Origin of the sequence: Ehrlichia ruminantium, from assembly GCF_009728835.1 — a bacterium.
In the GTDB taxonomy this organism is placed as follows: domain Bacteria; phylum Pseudomonadota; class Alphaproteobacteria; order Rickettsiales; family Anaplasmataceae; genus Ehrlichia; species Ehrlichia ruminantium_B.
Genome location: NZ_CP033455.1, coordinates 116,044 through 136,641, shown reverse-complemented (window position 1 = coordinate 136,641; position 20,598 = coordinate 116,044). Strand labels below are relative to the sequence as shown.

The following is a 20,598-nucleotide window of genomic DNA, read 5'->3' as shown; positions in this document are numbered from 1 at the left end:
AGGAGTCAAACTTTCTGTGGATATAATAATAGAAAATCGTAAAGTAAGATTTAACTATTTTATCATACAGGAATTTGATGCTGGTATTGTGTTACTTGGTAGTGAAGTCAAGTCTTTACGCCAAAGGAAGGTAAGTATAGCTGAAGCTTATGTTACTGAACGGAACATGGAACTATGGTTATGTAATCTGCATATTTCAGAGTATACTCAAGCAAACATGAAAAACCATAATCCTACCAGACCAAGAAAATTACTGTTAAAGAAAAAACAAATATACAAAATTTCAGGTAGCATGAAAAACGATGGGTTTACTGTTGTACCACTATCCTTATACTTTAATAATAAAGGAATAGTCAAAGCTAAAATTGTCATCGTTAAAGGTAAAAAGTTACATGATAAAAGAGAAACAATAAAAACTAGAGACTGGAATCGAGAGAAAAGTCGTATATTACGTGGTAGTTAGCTTTATTTGTGATAAGATTTATAGCAATTGAACTGTAAGCTTCATATATTATAATATAATTATCAATACAAATATCCAATCACAAAAACTCTACTTTTTTCTATATACAATAAATAACACAAATATTGCTTTTATTATTTATAACCTGTTAGGTAAATATCACATAAATAATACAGTAATTTCTAAATGCTTTGAAATCAATCTATTTTTTTCACATTAAGATAACTCTCAAATATAATAATATCAGGAGTGTTAGCACATTATAGTAACACAATTACTTATCAATATTGCACAATAGATTCTTGCCCCTTTTAAATTTTATAATACATCGTGACACATTAATATTAGGATATTAGATCTATATGCAAAATTAATCAGTGTCATCTTGCAATTCATTGAGTTATCAATATTGTCACACAATATCCCTCTGAAATTAATCTATCAAATCAACATTGCACAATAAATTTTTTACACGATAAAAATTCTATAATATATCTTGACACATCAAATACCAAGACACTTATAATTATCCATATTTAAAAAGTAGAGTTACCTCCTGAAATAACATCAAATCCATATGTCTTAACGCATAAAAATTCATTAATCTGCAAATTGCACAGATACCAGAAACTTATAACTATGATGATTTGCCATTTTATCATATACAATACATTCAGCATTACACACAGCTTTTAAGTCATTTTCAAATGAAACAGGAAAACTGCAACTTTCACTACTAATAATTAATCTGTGAATTTTATATTTTATTGATAACTGCGCATTGGCTTTTATTTTTCTCACCTGATTAAGTATTTCTATAAAGTCATCACCTACTTGTTCATCTATTGCATTATACAAATTTTCATGCGCAACCGGCCAGTTATTATGATTATGAATTGAATTACCACTATCATAAAGTATGCTGTATATTTCTTCTGTTACATATGGCATAAATGGTGCAAACATTTTCAATAGTTCCCTCAATACAAAAGAGAGAGTATGCACAGCACTTAGGTTTTCTTTACTAGTTACGGTTTCTCCATATGCCCTCTTTTTAACTAATTCAAGATAATTATCACAAAAATCTTTCCAAAAGAAAGATTCTATACAATCAAGTGCAACACAATATTCAAAAACATTAAAACTTTCTGTTGCTTTGACAATAACCTTATAAAGTTTTGCCAATATCCATTTATCCATTGTTTCTATAGAATAAGTCAGATCCGGTATCTTACACTGGCTAATAAACATTGACACAAACTTACTTGCATTCCATAGTTTAGTAACTAATCTTTTTCCAAGCTGCAAGACCTCCATCGAAAAAACAGTATCACTACCTAGCCTAGAATTTGCAGCCCAATAACGCACTACATCCGAACCATACTCTTCTAACAATTGATTTGGTATCAATGCATTTCCTTTAGATTTACTCATTTTAGTTTTATCCGCTGCTAAACACCATCCACTAATCATAATGTTTTCCCATGGAATATCACGATCATGATAATATGCCTGCAGTATTGTATAAAATGCCCAAGATCTTATAATTTCGTGACTTTGAGCTCGTAAACTAGTCCGTATAAGTGATTTATCTTGAACTTCTGTATGTATAAATTGTGGTGATAACGAACTAGTCACCCATGTATCCATAACATCAGCATCTGCTTCTACATCTTCTTTAGAATACCCTTGGGGCAGGGTATTTGTCGGATCTACTGGTAATTCATTGACATCTGGTAAGATAACTGCTCCTTTATTCTTCTTAGAATACCATACCGGAAAAGGTACACCAAAGTATCTCTGTCGTGATATGCACCAATCCCAATTTAATCCTTCTATCCAAATTTCTATTTGTTTACGCATAGATTGTGGATACCAGTTAATCTTCCGTACTTGTTCTAACAGTTCTTGTTTTATTTCCACAACTTTAATGAACCACTGATTGCTTAATAATATTTCAATCGGGGTTCCTGATCTCTCAGCACACTTAACATTGTGTACTATTTCTTCCTTCCTTATAAGTAAATTATATTGACTCAACTTTTCCAATATTAGTTCTCTTGCTTCTATTATCGATAATCCATGCAACTGATCGGATAATGCACCTGTACATACAACATTATGCTTAAGATCAAGAGTACCTGATTTACTTATTATAATCCGTGTATTCAAATTATGCTTATTCCACCAATACACATCCAGCTCATCACCAAATGTACAACACATGACAAGACCAGTACCTTTATCAATCTTGACTTGTTCATCTGGTAAAATTGCCACTTTGTTTTCAAACATAGGAACTATAGCATACTGACCTTGAAGATGCTGATACCTTACATCTGATGGATTAAAAAACAAAGCAACACAAGCCGGCATTAATTCTGGACGTGTTGTTGCAATATTTATTGGTTCTCCAGCTTCGGTAGAAAAGGCTATTGTATTCATAGACGATAACACTTCCTTTTCTTCAACTTCGACCCGTGCTATTGCTGTTTTATCAATACAATCCCAAAATATAGGTTGTAATTTCCTGTATACTTTACCCCTGTTATACAGTTTTATAAATGACATTTGAGATAATCTCTGAATATTTTTACTAATTGTATGATATTCTAAATCCCAATCGTAACTAATACCAAGAGACTGGAATAGCTGCTTAAATTCCATTCTGAACTTTATGGATACTTCACTACATAACTCTCTAAACTCTTTGCGATCAAGATTTGTCGCACGTACTTTTTTTACCTTTTCAACCAAACGTTCCGTTGGCAGTCCATTATCATCAAACCCTATAGGATATAATACATCTTTTCCCAGCATACGTTGATATCTTGCAATAAAATCTGTATGACAATAACTAAAAACATGACCTATATGCAGTTGACCTGATATTGTTGGAGGAGGAGTATCAATAACAAATTGTTTAGCTTGTAAGTTTTTCCATTTATATAATTTTATCTTATCCCAATATGCATTAAGTCTTTTTTCTGTATCTTTGAACTTATATTTATTACTAAAAAGAGATTGCATTATCAACAATTCATTGGCTGTCTTCTCCTAAGTATAAAAAATTGCTATAGTTGAAACAACGATAATTTTTAAATTATTATACATACTATAATAAATACAGTAAAGTTGTTCTCATGTCAAAGTAGAAATATACTTCATCAGTATATAAACACATTCTGTTATTTATAACACTACCACATTAAATACAACTCAAGCATAACCATATAGTATTATATTCAACAGTTATCAAACTTTTAAACACTAACAGGAGTATATTCCACTAGTAATAAACATATTTATCATTTATAATACTACTATACTGTATATTACACTAATTACAGACAGGTAATACCATACTCAAGGCAATAAAATTTTAACATAGAGAATAGTATATTTCACCAGTATACAAATAAATCTTACTACTTATAGTATCATCACATTGAACATAACTCAATCATAACCATACAATATTATATTCAATAATTATCAAATTTCGATATATTAACAGCAACACATTTCATCGTATAAAAACAGCCTGCACTATTTGCAGCACTACCACATCCAACATAACTCTATCATAACCATACAATATTATATTCAATAGTTATCAAATTTTGATATATTAACAGCAACACATTTCATCGTATACAAACAGCTTGCACTATTTGCAGCACTACCACATCTAACATAACTTAATCACAACCATACAATATCATATTCAAAGTTATCAAATTTTGATATATTAACAACAACACATTTCATCGTATACAAACAGCTTGCACTATTTGCAGCACTACTACATCCAACATAACTTAATCATAACCATACAATATCATATTCAAAGTTATCAAATTTTGATATATTAACAACAACACATTTCATCGTATACAAACAGCTTGCACTATTTGCAGCATTACCACATCCAACACAACTTAATCACAACCATACAATATCATATTCAAAGTTATCAAATTTTGATATATTAACAACAACACATTTCATCGTATACAAACAGCTTGCACTATTTGCAGCACTACCACATCCAACATAACTTAATCATAACCATACAATATCATATTCAAAGTTATCAAATTTTGATATATTAACAACAACACATTTCATCGTATACAAACAGCCTGCACTATTTATAGTACTACCACATTGAACATAACTCAATCATAACCATACAGTACCACATCTAACTGTTATAAAACCTTTACAAAATTGTAGTACATACACAATTTATACAAAAAACATACTAAACTTCTACACAATTATTCACAGAAACTTCTGCTTCTGCTGCTGCTGCCAATGCAGCTATTTTAGCAATTAGGCTCCAACAGAACATTTTATCGTCTTGTCCCTTAAAACTTACATCGATAAAATCACAACCTACAGAATTTAAATTAGAAAATTTATCCTTAATAGCATTATACCTGTATAAATAACATGAGGGAGTATCCCCTATAAAATACACTAATGGCTCCGCAGCGCAACCATTAAATAGCTCTTCAGTCATTATACCTTCCTGTATTATTACCCGTTCAACTATTTTCCTATCTTTAATTCTTTTCATTTTATTTCGATTTTTTTTATTCAGTTTTAGTATATCATCACCACAATAAGCTACTACAATTCCCATACCGTATGTACCATTATCTGCTTTAACAAATACATATGGTTCTTCTGTAATACTATACAACCGAAATTTGCTACGTATTTTACTAATCATAATATCAACCTTACCGGCAATGTCTTCTATACCATGTCCACTCAAAAAACAAACGTTATCACAATCAGAAAACAATGTAGAAATCAACCAAGGATCAACACCAAAAGTATCACAAAACTCTGTAGATAATTTCTGATAAATTGAAAAATGATTAAATTTACTCCTATTATGCCAACCCAAACTTAAAGATGGCATTATACTTTGATACTTTAGATTTTGTAACACATCAGGTATACCAGCTGTCAAATCATTATTAACTAAAATCAAATCAGGAATAAAGCCACACCCAGCTCGTAGTGTACCATCATAATTAGTCAAGCACAAACTATCAACAGTAATTCCATTAGAAGACACAAGCTGAACATTTTGATCAGTATCACAAACACCTATTTCAACAATAAATCCTGCAGAACTCACTATATTTTTTAGAGTAATCAAACTATCAATATACTTAATATTTCTAGTATGACTTTCTCCTACTATTAATATCTTATTACAATTCAAATGACGCATTATATATTGCTTTAACAACTTTGCTGTATAAATTTGTGATTTTTCCGAAAAATTATTATAGCCCGCAGGAAAAACATTAGTATCCACAGGAGCAATTTTATATTCAGATACCCTCAAATCAACAGAAACATTTAAAACCCCTGGATATTTATTAAACTTATTCAGAAACCAATTTTCTATATCTAATTTACGTTTTTTTAATATACCACTTAATGTATCAATAATTTTTGTCATTTGTATTAATAAAATAATGTAAGTAAATTATATAGGATACAAATATTTATTGCAGTAGTTTATATCTATATCTTTTCCTTTATATACAAAATACTAAACTCAATTTTGCACTTAAAACATTCATACTATTTATTCCAATTTTATATTATCAATTATAATGTGTACTAATCTTCATGCATAACTATACACTACAGATGATCCTTCTAATACGTTGACATATATTTCATCTATATATATCAAGCTGACCTATTAAAATCATCTTGTAAAACTACTCACACATATCTCAACAACATATTACTATTACGCTTATATTATTTTACACAAAAACTTTATAAATTCAACAGCTTATGCTATGCAATATACATAAACATAAATGCTGAATATTACGAAAAACTTAAAAGCAGTAATACTACATATTAATTCTACGATAGGAACAAAATATGTTACTCTATCTTCATAAGTAACACATATTTCTAGAGATTATAAATATACAACGATCATACCCTATATATATTCGTCAATAATAGCATATCAAAAACTATTTGTTACCTGTAACAATATCTAATTTGCATAACTAGCACACAAAACATTAAAACAATAGTTTCATGAATACCTCGTATAAGTCACTAAATTTATAATATCAGGTGAATTATATTTTATATAACAATTATACAAAAAATGCTAATCCAGTAGATTAACAATCTTACATTGTCAAATAATAAATTTTCACAAAGAACACTGACACCCTACATTTCTATCAATACTTCTAATATACTCCAGAACAACTACAAATATGCTTCAACATCAAACAAGATAATATTCAACACTACTTATTGTTATTCAAATATTAAAGAAACATATTGTTAAAACATAACTATGATAAGTAATACTTCTGCACAATATTAGCATACAATTCAAGAACATTAATATACTAAGTTTCTACCAATATTATTAATACATTACTGAGCAACTATCAATATGCTTCAACATCAAACAAGATAATATCCTATACTGCTTATTGCTATTTAAATATTAAGAGATATATTGTTAAAACATAACTATGATAAGTAATACTTCTGTACAATATTAGCATACAATTCAAGAACATCAATATACTAAGTTTCTACCAATATTATTAATACATTACTGAACAACTATCAATATGCTTCAACATCAAACAAGATAATATTCAATACTACTCATTGTTATTTAAACATTAAAGAGATATATTGTTAAAATATCACCATGATAAGTTACACTTCTGTACAATATTAGCATACAATTCAAGAACATTAATATACTAAGTTTCTACCAATATTATTAATACATTACTGAACAACTATCAATATGCTTCAACATCAAACAAGATAATATTCAATACTACTCATTGTTATTTAAACATTAAAGAGATATATTGTTAAAATATCACCATAATAAGTTACACCTATGTATAATATTTAGTATACAACTAATAAATAAAGCTTATTTACCATATAAATTATACTACTCTACCTTTTATAACCTATATAACTAAATATGAAACATGTATTTTCAATCAATATATGTTACAAATACCTAAAAAATTAAGTAAGTGAATACTTTTGCTAAGGCACAGTTACCAAAAATATTATACAACCTATACAATTATATATGAACCCTCTACAAATACCCTATTATCAGCACCTCAACTTTAACCTAACCACCTGTAAAATTTTAATCACTATAGTATAGTCCATAATTTATACATTCACACATAAACTTCATTCCATAATACACTTTGCTTCCATAATTTTCAGTGTAAACAAGTCCATATTTATTCAATACACAACCAAGTTATATTTTTACACCAATACATAATCTACTATCAATGATACTAACACACTCAACAGTATACACAAAAGCCAGTGCAAAACATATATACAAATACACTTCATCACTTATGCTATAAAGCAATTTAAATGTAAGTACATATTTTCAAAATTCAATTATCATTTAGCCGAATTACCAGTATACAGTTGACGAGGACGAGATATTTTATATTGACTAGATACCATCTCATACCATTGAGCAGACCATCCAGATGTTCTCGCCAAAGCAAATAAAGTAGTAAACATTCTCACTGGAATTCCTATAGTTTTTAAAACAATTCCAGAATAAAAATCTACATTAGGGTACAAATTACGTTCTATAAAATATTCATCTTGTAAAGCAATATTTTCTAATTCTACCGCTATTTCAAGTAATGGATCATTTACACCAAAATCTTGCAATATTTCTTTACAAATTGTACACATTATCCGTGCACGTGGATCATAGTTTTTATATACCCTATGACCAAAACCCATTAATTTTGTACTTTTACTACTATCTTTTACTTTTTGGATAAACTGTTTAACATTTTTTGGTGCACCGATATTCATAAGCATATTAATTACTGCTTCATTAGCCCCACCATGAGCTGGTCCCCATAAAGTTGCAGCACCTGATGCTAAACACGCAAATAAATTTGGCCCAGAAGAACCTGTCATTCTGACAGTCGCAGTAGATGCATTTTGTTCATGATCAGCATGTAATATAAAAATAATATCCAAAGCTTTAGCTACAACTTCAGTAAATTCATATGAAGAAATATCAAACATCATATGAACAAAGTTTTTACTATAAGATAATTTTGAATCGGCTTGAATAAAATCTTGATTGGTAATATGCCTGTAAATTAGTGCAATCATACTTGCAACCTTAGCAACAGCAAGTTTACACTCTAATTCATAACTGGTTTCCTGATCACAATAATGTGCAGCTAAAGCAGAAAAACATGCTATTAATATAGCCATGGGATGAGAATGCTGGGGAAATGACACAATAACATCTCTAACTATTTGCGGTGGCATATATTCTTGAGAAATATGTGATATAAATTTTTGAAGCTCGTCAGTGTTAGGAAAAGTTCCATAAAATAATAAATATACAATTTCTGTAAAACTTTTATTACTGTTAACCAAATCTGCTATATCATACCCTCTATAACGTAATATACCTTTATTTCCATCAATAAATGTAATCTTAGACTCACAAGCAGCAGTAGACATAAATCCTGGATCATAAGTTAATACCCCTGTATTTTTATATAAAGAAGTAATATCTAATACTCCATTTCCTTCAGTATCATATAAAATTGGTAAATTTATTTTTTGATCATCCAACTCTATTGCCGCTTTTTTGACCATAATCCTACCTAAAACAATAACAACAAAGATATTATTTTCTATATAACACAAACAGATAAAAGTTAATACCCAAATACTTGTGTGTTTTGCATATAAGATACTTTATATACTATAAATAGTATAACTAATATAGTATATAAAAAACTTAGAGTATTTACCCATAATATTGTACTTGACAAACTAAATATAAAACTTTTTGGTTAGTCTTTTATTTCAAAGTACCTTTATGCCTTTTACAATGCTTACCCAATCTTCCTTAGTAATCTTAAAGCTCAGTAAATAAGTCACAGATTTTAATAGTTCATACCAAAAAACTAACAAAAAATACTTCATACACTGCAAACTTCTAAGCACTGTTAATTATGAAAAATACAATAAAACTCTTTTATATATACTATGTATGGTACACTTTATACTACTAAAAAACATTTAAAGAGAAAAACTTATATTTTTATTATTAAAATCATTGCAAGAAATAAAATATACTAGCCTACTTCTATCAAACAATAGATATACATCAACACATTACATAATTTATAAATAATTACAATTCATCTCTTTTAGACAGAATAAAACACTATAAAGCTTCTTAATCAAAATAACTCTACTATACTTAGTGAAGAACACTATAATATATCAAATATCAACATTACATTCACAGATCCCAATAAATCGAAGTAAAGTCATAGAAGAGTATATAAGGGTTTCGTAATCTAAGTAATATCTGCTATACTTGGTGAAGAACACTATAATATATCAAATATCAACATTACATTCACAGATCCCAATAAATCGAAGTAAACTCATAGTAGAATATATATGAGCTTCTTAATCAAAATAACTCTATACTTAGTGAAGAACACATATAATATTTAAGAATCCTAATACACTTAAGTAAAACTATGAAAACATATACAAAACCTTCTCATCTATATTTACACATTTAAAGAACAAACCACAATATTCAGACACAGTATCACTTGAAAAAATACGCAAGATAACCAAAATTGAAACAAATATAATACAATTACAACTTTTAATAAAAAGTACTAATATTATATATATATAAAGCAACACCATTCTATCCTTTTTGTCCTGGGTTTTTATATATTTCCAAACACTACAAAACTTAATACTCTAAATTTCATAAAATTAAATACAACTTTAATCAACAAATATATAGAGCTTCATATATACACTTATAAGTCACAAATTAAGACATCAACACTATAAGAAAATATACATAAAATTCAATAAACATCTCATATCCCATCTAACTTAGATTAATTCATTTTGCATATTTCTAAATTTAAAAACCAGTTATTAACATAACTGACCAGTTACTTATTTGCACATTATTCCCACTCAATAGTAGCAGGAGGCTTAGAAGTAATATCGTATGCTACTCTATTAATGCCATCAATATTATTAATAATAGCATTACTAGCTTCTTGTATACATTTAAAAAATTTCCATTGAGTATCCTCATCCATACAAAACGGAAAACTTTCTGCAGTCATTCCATCGTGGGAATTTACTGCCCTTAAAATACAAGCATATCCATAAGTTCTACTATCACCCATAACACCAATTGTTCTGACCGGCAATAATACCACAAATGCTTGCCATATAACATCATACAAATCGTATTTCTTGATAAGGTTAATATATATATCATCAGCAGCTTGTAACATCTTTATCTTTTCATGAGTAATCTCACCTATTATTCTAACTGCTAGGCCAGGTCCAGGAAATGGATGACGCATTAATATTTCACTTGATATACCAAGATTTCTTCCTAATATTCTCACTTCATCTTTAAACAAAAACTTTAATGGTTCAATAAGCTTAAGTTTCATTATCTCAGGCAATCCACCAACATTATGATGAGACTTAATCACCACACTTTCCCTTGCTGTAGATCCTCTACCCCCAGATTCTACAACATCAGGATATATAGTACCTTGCATTAAAAACTCTACCTCTACAAGTTTATTTGCTTCTTCTTCAAATATTTCAATAAATGTTTCACCAATTATTTTACGCTTGCGTTCTGGATCAGTAACAGATTTCAAGCGATCTAGAAATATTGCTGATTTGTCAACAATAGTGACAGGAATTCGTAGTTTATTAACAAACAATTGCTTTACTTTCTCTACTTCATTGCAACGTAATAAGCCATTATCAATAAATATACAATGCAGTTGTTCACCTATTGCCCTATATGTTAAAACCGCAGCTACACTTGAATCAACTCCTCCACTAAGTGCTGCTATTACTTTTTTACTTCCAACTTGTTTTCTAATAGCACCTTGTTGATCATCTATAAAAGATGTAACCGTCCAATTTTTCTGACAATTTGCAATATCGAGAAAATTAGCAAGCAAATTTACACCAGCTGGAGTATGGTAAACCTCAGGATGAAATTGCATGCCATAAATTTTACGTCGGTCATTAGCTATCATAGCAATAGAATTATTCAATACGCTATAAGCAATAACTTCAAAACCACGTGGTACGTTATAAACACTATCTGCATGACTCATCCATACACACGCTTGATCTCCTAATTGCCAAATGTTTTCTGTTATTTTTGAATTTTTGATTATATTTAAGGTAGTTTTTCCAAACTCTTTATTATAATTAGATACAACATCAGATTCAAAGTAGTTACTAAGAATTTGCAACCCATAGCATATACCCAACACCGGAACAGATGTCTTCTCATTAAATTGAAGAATATCTTGTACAATTTCAGGGATTTCCACAGAACCAGATACTGACCTAGGTCCACCAGACAGAATAAATGCATCACTTTCTTTTATAAGATCAAACTTTACATTAGGTGGAAATATTTCAGAATAAACATTTAAGTCTCTTATTCTCCTAGCAAGCAACTGCGTAAATTGTGATCCAAAATCAATAATAGCTACCCTAGACATCCATACCTCACATAATTGGATAAAAAACAAAATTGTACTTTGATAAATCTAGGTATATGTTAACTACTTTCTTACAATTAATCCAAAACATTTTGCTAACTAAAGCTATAACTATATTATCTCAACATGCCACTAAAGATACACTAGAAACACACAGAATCATCACCAACAGAATAAAAAGTCAAGGGCAATAAATAGTCACCATAATTAAGGATCCAATCATAACACAATAAATAAAAAGATAGTAGATAGTAGATAGCAGATAGCAGATAGCAGATAGCAGATAGCAGATAGCAGATAGCAGATAGCAGATAGCAGATGCTATCACAATTTTTTAATTTATACAGAATATTTTACTTATACAACTTTGCTATTTATCAAAACACTATAGGTAATTAGACTACAACCAGTATTATTACATACTTACCTAATAACTTGTATCAATATTATAATAATATATATAAACTATTGTACTTTTTTAGCACACAAGAAACAGATTTAACCCTATAAATAACTTATATGCACATATCTAATATATCCATAAAATAAGTTGATTTTTCCAAGAAAAATTATTATTTTATTAATAAATATACAATAAAATCTAATATAATAACAATTGAGGTACCAGCACATGAGTGAAGAATTATCTGTGGATAAAAGCTTAGATGACGTGATCAAATGCGTAGAAAAAGAATACAATACGACAATAGACGAGAAAACAAAAACATCAATAAAAAATGAGATAAGATCAGCAATTCCAGAATTAAATAAAGCACTAGAACCATTGATTAGTTCTGCTGTTAATGCAAAACAAAGTACATTATCAAAAGATCAACAACAAGAATTGGTTAAGCATTTCATGAAAATTATGATACCACACATGCAAAAAATTATGCAATCATCTGAATGGTAAATATTAGTTTTTACATAATCTAGAGAATAAATATACAAATATATATGAAAAAAATCTAGATCCCACCAGCATATGGTACTATAAGCATTATAAAAAACATTGTGTTTTATAATGCTTATAGTATGACATAATAATTATGCATTCAATGCCTAATCTTTTATTATATAAAGTATCTGTATAACACAAGACAAGATAAGTATAGACCAATGTCATTACAGATAACCAATATTAAGCCAAAATGTATAAAATTATTAATTATAGAAAATATACCTCACAAACTCTATAAACTTTATAAGCTATATCCACCACCACTAGCGTGTTTATCTTGAGAACTACCACTACCACTCCATGGGTAGGTGCAACAGATGGGCAATGGTATAATACCAGCTACCCCGGACTCATAGATATTTATATTATCTAACAAGTTATGAATACCCTCTTGTATAACAAGCACACCAAGTTCACCAACTATATGATTTACATATACAGAGAATGGCACATCCCCTCCAGGATGTTGTTGTAGTATTATATCCATAACACCCGGTGAAATTAAGTTTAACAATGTATTTGGAACATATACATCTGGACTTATAGCCTTCATATTACTATTACCATGTTTATCTACCTCATACATAGATAAGACAAAGTTCACTAATAAAACACATTTTCTAGCTAGAGAAGTCATATTATACATATCTGTATTTTCAGTAGCATAATACATACTTCCTATAGAAACACCACAAGCAAATATCAACTGGAAATAAAGTATATTTGCTAATTCACCACCACAACTACAATCTGCTTTATAGATACATAACTTATACAATACACTTACTGATTTCCTATAAAAATCTGGATTACAGATTTGTTTTACCATTAGCTGAGGTGCAGCAGAATGTTTTCTAAATATCATACCCATTTGTCTGATACTTTCCTCTACAGATTTTTCCGAATTAACAATCTCTACTATATTTCGCAAGAAAAAATTTATATAATTACCTGTATTATCATGACACCTTTTGTCAAACAGAGAGAACATTGCCCTGCCTTTGCTAAAACATGTAACAGCATACTGTGCTAATATACTTACTTTTAAAATAAACCCACAGATTTTACTCTGGTCAGGATCATTAGTAACATTAAAAATTAACTCTTTACATTGCATAGTAACACAAAGTTTTTTCTGCAGAGTAAAATGTGCAAATTTCAATATACCATTAAGATAGTTAACATGATTTTTTCTAAATTCTAGTCTATGGGTTGCTGACGGCTCTATTGAATGTACAACACGTTGCATTGAAGATGTTTTAGCGTCTGATACAATACTTTTATATTGATCATCAGCAACATCACCTGATATATCAGACTTTTTTGATGTACTACTAGTAGGTCTACTTGAACGTACTTTTGGTCTTGCTCCTAATTTTGTATAATCAATCATACCTTTATCTTTACTATCTACAGTTGCAGCTGAAGCAACCTGACCAACAGCTTCACTACCTGCTGATTTTTTATCAGATTCTGCTAAGTTATCTTCTTCACCTAACGTTAAAGCAGACATTTCATCAGTTAATGTTCGTGTACCTGTACCGCATGCTTGACGATTAAAACATTTCTGTTCATATAAACTGACATCGCTCTCTAATAGCTGTATAGAAGACCTATCTATTAATTTCATAATACCATTCACTATATCTGTGACTAATATATCATATGATAAGCCACCACTAGAATACTGATCACTAACTGTGTGTAAAAAAGCCTCGGAACAATGGCGAGCTAGTTGTTGTGGAATATATGATTGACCACATTTATAACCACTACGGGAAGACATTCTCTTATATAAATATAACAGTGATATCAAAACACTATGTAACTTGTGACCTATATCAGACGACAAATTTCTTTCTTCCTGAGAACCTATTCTTCGTCTAAAAGACGTGTTAGCAGGCCCCCCACTCATAACAGCCATATTAATATACATCGAGCCTAATAATGCTACACACCCTATTACCATTTCATTAGTAAAATGTATGTCAGGGTCAAAACCAGTAGTTACTTTATATTCAAGTATTTTACACAACATCCATATAGCATCTTTCAACACTTGAGGATAATGCATATGTTGTCTACTTGTGGTCACAAATTCCGAAGAATAATGCATTTTAAATAGAATAGCATAAATCTCCGAAAATCTGTCACCGAAGTCAGATTTATCATATAAAATAGGTAATACACCATTTAACACATCAATAAGGATCTGTGGATTTGCAAGAGTCCTACTATCAAAAACAATAACCCTTGCATGCTCATTACGCGAATGTAATAAACAGAGCTGAAATAACATAGATACTTTAATAACATAAAAACACAATCCTTGCCTTTCAGGATCATTTCCCACAACATTTGATATAAATTGCAATAATCTAGGAGTAGCACAAATATTATTGCCTTCTAGAATAAAAGCACTTGATAACACTTTATAATAATATTCGGCATGCAATCGTCTAAAACGTTTTAGGTCCTCCACCAACTCTATATCATATACAATATCACTTTTAGGATTCCGTGAATGATCAATTCCAGATTGTACATCCACATACTCTTTATCGCTTTTTAGATTTTTATCAGACCTACGACCTTTACCAGATTTACGACCTTTACCAGGCTTACCTGACTGCACTTTTGGCCTCGCACCTGCATTATTCTCCAACGCATTAATGCCAGTAGAACCAGCACCATGTTCTTGTAATTCACCTTCTGCTCCTTGTGCACCTGGGCTTAAGTTATTATTACTTCCAGGATCATTAGATTCATTATTCTCAGGATTACCATTAGGATCTCCTGTCAATACCATACCAGCACCAATAATACCCAATAAAAATTTTAATAGCCTCATAACACACTACTCTAATAACACACTTAAGGGTACATTATATAATAAGATTTTTATCACTAATAATAAAAAACAAATATAACTTACATATCCATGGAAATAGGTATACTAAGCACTGCTCTCACTATAAGGCTAATATACGCACAAATATACTATAGTAAAATATATATAAGTCTGCTATCAATGAAAGTGCTTATAACTTTATAGTCAACTCACTAAATGTTATACAATAATTAAAATCTTTATATGATTTTTGTTTACTTACATATATCTTGACTATTTTGTTGTAACACACTTTGTACAGTTATACCATCACATTGCTCATCACTATCAGATTTATGTTCTTCATCACAACTTGTATCTTTACTAGCATTCTTATCATCATGAGCCCGTACATTCTGATTATTTGCCTGATTGCACCCTCTATAATACTTAGCAATATCTTCAGTCACTATAATAAAATTTGGATGATCAACAGCTTTGATTACTTGAACAACAATATCTTCAACAAACATATTAAAATTTAATTGACCTGCATTATAATATGAAAATATTCGGTCAATGCCAGGTTTAGAAAGCAACGGAATAATACTATATGGTACAATACCTATTGATTCACCATCATACATATGAAACATGGATATCCATATATGATAACACATATATCCTAAATCAATATCAGTACATACTTGAGAACGCCCAACCAGCCTACTAAACTCTGCCTTAGATAGTAACTTTATACATGCATTATCACTCACATAATCTAAACCAGGAAACATGATAGAATAGTACATTGATCCTAGCGCAAAAGTACAACCGAAAATAACTTGATCCAAAATTTCAAGCTCTATTTTATTATGTATTCTTGTCAATCTATCAAACACAACATTATATAATACATCAAGTACATCATAGAACAAATTAGATGGTGGCACATGTTTAGCACGTAATTTAGGCAATTTATAATAGTAGTAACTTAGACCAAGACGAAACTGATAATAACATATACTATTTGATTTAATTTCAATCATATTAACCAATTGTTCTAACAATTGAGAAAATACATATCCTTTAAGGATCATTCTTGCACTTGTAAAAAACCTACACATTGCACAACTTTTAGAGGCAATAATCCCACATTGCATTAACACACTAGCTTTCAGTACAAAACGAGCAACTGGTACCTTTTTTGTAACACGTTCTATAATCTTATCAACATGACTACTAACAAAAATTCTACCTTGATCGGATAATATCAATATCTCATGCAATAGGTGTCGACAAAACGAAAAATGTAATTTTTTTAATATCTCCACATATTTTAAAGAAATATTCCCAGAAAAATTTTGTATAGATCCAGTAGTACCTTCAGATATAACATGATTCGCTTTAGATGGTATAGAACGAACATCTGGAACAGGATCTTGAACATTACTTGATATATTAGCAACAGGTATCCCACCTATGCCTAGAGATGCCATCTGATCCATTTGAGGTTGTGTAAAATAGACATTTGGAACAGGATCTTGAACATTACCTGATATATTAGCAACAGGTATCCCACCTATGCCTAGAGACGTCATCTGATCCATTTGAGGTTGTGTAAAATAGACATTTGGAACAGGATATTGAACATTACCTGATATATTGGCAACAGATATCCCACCTATGCCTAGAGACGTCATCTGATCCATTTGAGGTTGTGTAAAATAGACATTTGGAAGAGGATCTTGAACATTACTTGATATATTAGCAACAGGTATTCCACCTATGCCTAGAGACGTCATCTGATCCATTTGAGGTTGTGTAAAATAGACATTTGGAACAGGATATTGAACATTACCTGATATATTAGCAACAGGTATCCCACCTATGCCTAGAGACGTCATCTGATCCATTTGAGGTTGTGTAAAATAGACATTTGGAACAGGATATTGAACATTACTTGATATATTGGCAACAGATATTCCACCTATGCCTAGAGACGTCATCTGATCCATTTGAGGTTGTATAAAATAGACATTTGGAACAGGATCTTGAACATTACCTGATATATTAGCAACAGGTATTCCACCTATGCCTAGAGACGTCATCTGATCCATTTGAGGTTGCGTAAAATGGACGCTTGGAACAGGATCTTGAACATTACCTGATATATTAGCAACAGGTATCCCACCTATGCCTAGAGACGTCATCTGATCTATTTGAGGTTGTGTAAAATGGACGCTTGGAACAGGATCTTGTATACCATCAGTTTTATTAATAATATGTTCTTCACACACACTTTTAGGTACCATTGGAACTGCACTAGGCTCTACAGAATGAATACCCAATACAGATTTTCGACTGACACTTAGTTTACTATATAGGTACATTAATCCTATATCTTCAGACATTACTGGATCTGTTTGAGATTTCACAGAACAAGCACTGGGTATAGGCATAAGACCTGGTTTGACTTCATCAGACACAAATCCCTTATGTTGTAAAACAGTATAATATGAAATATTCGATGTTTGACCAGTAGAAGAACCAATACTTTCTTCAGTTTCCAAACACAATGGTCTTTCACATTCAACATTTGGAATATTAAACTCACCTTCAGCATCAGACTCTTTTGACCTGCATACATTTTGATGTTCTATGTTTTCTTTAAATTCTACCTCTTTTGGCTTTGTACTTAATCCTAAATAAAGCTCTTTACTTTCTACACCTGATCCTCTTGATTTATAAGAATCCACAGGTCGACTATCTTGTGCATCAGTTATAGCATCAACATCTTTAATATTCTTAACACTATATTCACCTTTAGAATCAGATCCTTCTGATTGATATATATCTCGATATTCTACGTCTTCCTTAAACCTCACCTTTTTCGGTCTTGCACCTAATTTTGCATAAAGTTCTTTATCTGTAACATTTGATCTTCTTGATTTATAAGAATCCACAGGTCGACTATCTTGTGCATCAGTTATGGCATCAACATCTTTAATATTCTTAACACCATATTCACCCTCAGGGTCAGGTCCTTCTGATTGATATATATCTCGATATTCTACGTCTTCCTTAAACCTTACCTTTTCCGATCTTGCACCTAATTTTGCATAGTGTTCTTTACCTCTTATATTTGATCTTCTTGATTCATAAGAATGCACAGGTCGACTATCTTGTGCATCAGTTATGGCATCAACATCTTTAATATTCTTAACACCATATTCACCCTCAGAGTCAGGTCCTTCTGATTGATATACATCTCGATATTCTACGTCTTCCTTAAACCTTACCTTCTTCGATCTTGCACCTAATTTTGCATAAAGTTCTTTATCTGTAACATTTGATCTTCTTGATTTATAAGAATCCACAGGTCGACTATCTTGTGCATCAGTTATGGCATCAACATCTTTAATATTCTTAACACCATATTCACCCTCAGGGTCAGGTCCTTCTGATTGATATATATCTCGATATTCTACATCTTCCTTAAACCTCACCTTTTTCGGTCTTGCACCTAATTTTGCATAAAGTTCTTTATCTGTAACATTTGATCTTCTTGATTTATAAGAATCCACAGGTCGACTATCTTGTGCATCAGTTATGGTATCAACATCTTTAATATTCTTAACACTATATTCACTCTCAGAGTCAGGTCCTGCTGATTGATATATATCTCGATATTCTACGTCTTCCTTAAACCTTACTTTTTTCGATCTTGCACCTAATTTTGCATAGTGTTCTTTACCTCTTATATTTGATCTTCTTGATTCATAAGAATGCACAGGTCGACTATTTTGTGCATCAGTCGCATCAGCACACACAGCCAAACTTTCCTTCTTAGATATTCTTTTTGATTCTGTACCTTGCTTTTTACTACTCAATACAGAAGTTTTTTTACTTATAGGATATATTTCTTGCTGCACATTTGAACTTTGAATACTTAACTCAACAAACTTAGTAGGTAACTCTTCTGTTGCATCAGTTTTATGTTGTAGATCTTCTTTTGCAAACTTCTCACTACCTACTAATCTAGTAAATATGCGACTTGCCCTATTCTTATATTGTGATTTTTTATCAGATTTTTTTCTAACAGATTCATCATCTTCACCTTTCTCATTTTTCACAGTACTACTTACTACCCCTAATAGTGTCGTCGATACAACAACAACACTTGCAATACTTACTACTATCCCAAACATATTCAACCTTATTTAACATACATACAATTTCCATAATAACAGCATAGATTAGTCCGATTTTCGGGATACTTATAAAGCAATATTGCTATAAAATATAAATATTGTCCTTGATAACAGTTTCTTTTCTGTTATATAAGACTCATACTCATATAACAAACTCTTAATTCTAAAAAGTACAATATATCCACAACATGGGTAATCCAAATACAGGTAATACTCTTAAAACACTCAACAATCAGTGAAAATATCCTAAACCTACAGTAGTCTAAAAAATACTACCCAAGGCTATAACATAGACATAACAGCTTATTGACAATCAATAAACATATTATAATATTTTAATCAGAATTACTACTTATTTTATATACATTATATAATAAAAACATTTTATGCCGAACTATCCGGTGATATTTTTTTTAATAAAGTTTAATCAAACATGTTATTTAATTAATTTATATGATTATCTAATATTAAAA

8 protein-coding genes are annotated in these 20,598 nt (G+C 30.3%); 2 read left to right on the top strand and 6 right to left on the bottom strand.

Going from position 1 to position 20,598, the window contains the following annotated elements:
- The first annotated feature begins 16 nt into the window (after window positions 1-16).
- Window positions 17-463 (top strand): SsrA-binding protein SmpB, encoded by a 447-nt coding sequence (gene smpB / locus EDL80_RS00425; RefSeq protein ID WP_158406253.1) that lies wholly within the window; start codon window positions 17-19, stop codon window positions 461-463.
- A gap of 600 nt (window positions 464-1,063) precedes the next feature.
- On the opposite strand, the gene EDL80_RS00420 is transcribed toward smpB, so the two are convergent.
- The 4 genes from EDL80_RS00420 to guaA form a co-directional block, all read right to left on the bottom strand.
- Window positions 1,064-3,493, bottom strand: a complete 2,430-nt coding sequence (locus tag EDL80_RS00420; RefSeq protein WP_158406252.1) for a valine--tRNA ligase — start codon at window positions 3,491-3,493, stop codon at window positions 1,064-1,066.
- Between the two features lie 1,237 nt (window positions 3,494-4,730).
- The gene (gene gshA, locus EDL80_RS00415; RefSeq protein ID WP_158406251.1) at window positions 4,731-5,951 is read right to left on the bottom strand and encodes a glutamate--cysteine ligase; all 1,221 of its coding nucleotides are present in this window, start codon (window positions 5,949-5,951) and stop codon (window positions 4,731-4,733) included.
- A 1,988-nt stretch (window positions 5,952-7,939) separates the two neighbouring features.
- Window positions 7,940-9,178, bottom strand: a complete 1,239-nt coding sequence (locus EDL80_RS00410) for a citrate synthase (protein WP_158406250.1) — start codon at window positions 9,176-9,178, stop codon at window positions 7,940-7,942.
- A gap of 1,355 nt (window positions 9,179-10,533) precedes the next feature.
- Complete coding sequence (guaA, locus tag EDL80_RS00405) at window positions 10,534-12,120, bottom strand: glutamine-hydrolyzing GMP synthase (RefSeq protein WP_158406249.1); 1,587 nt, start codon at window positions 12,118-12,120, stop codon at window positions 10,534-10,536.
- A 631-nt stretch (window positions 12,121-12,751) separates the two neighbouring features.
- Between guaA and EDL80_RS00400 the strand changes: the two genes are divergently transcribed.
- Window positions 12,752-13,033 carry a hypothetical protein gene (locus EDL80_RS00400; RefSeq protein ID WP_158406248.1) on the top strand — a complete coding sequence of 94 codons (282 nt, stop codon included), beginning with the start codon at window positions 12,752-12,754 and terminating at the stop codon, window positions 13,031-13,033.
- 289 nt (window positions 13,034-13,322) lie between these two features.
- Here the strand turns inward: EDL80_RS00400 and EDL80_RS00395 are convergent, their stop codons facing one another.
- Together EDL80_RS00395 and EDL80_RS00390 are read right to left on the bottom strand one after the other, a co-directional pair.
- Complete coding sequence (locus EDL80_RS00395; protein ID WP_158406247.1) at window positions 13,323-15,932, bottom strand: DUF3514 domain-containing protein; 2,610 nt, start codon at window positions 15,930-15,932, stop codon at window positions 13,323-13,325.
- A 254-nt stretch (window positions 15,933-16,186) separates the two neighbouring features.
- A complete protein-coding gene (locus tag EDL80_RS00390; RefSeq protein WP_158406246.1) occupies window positions 16,187-20,122 on the bottom strand; it encodes a DUF3514 domain-containing protein in 3,936 nt (1,311 codons plus the stop codon).
- Window positions 20,123-20,598 lie beyond the last annotated feature (476 nt).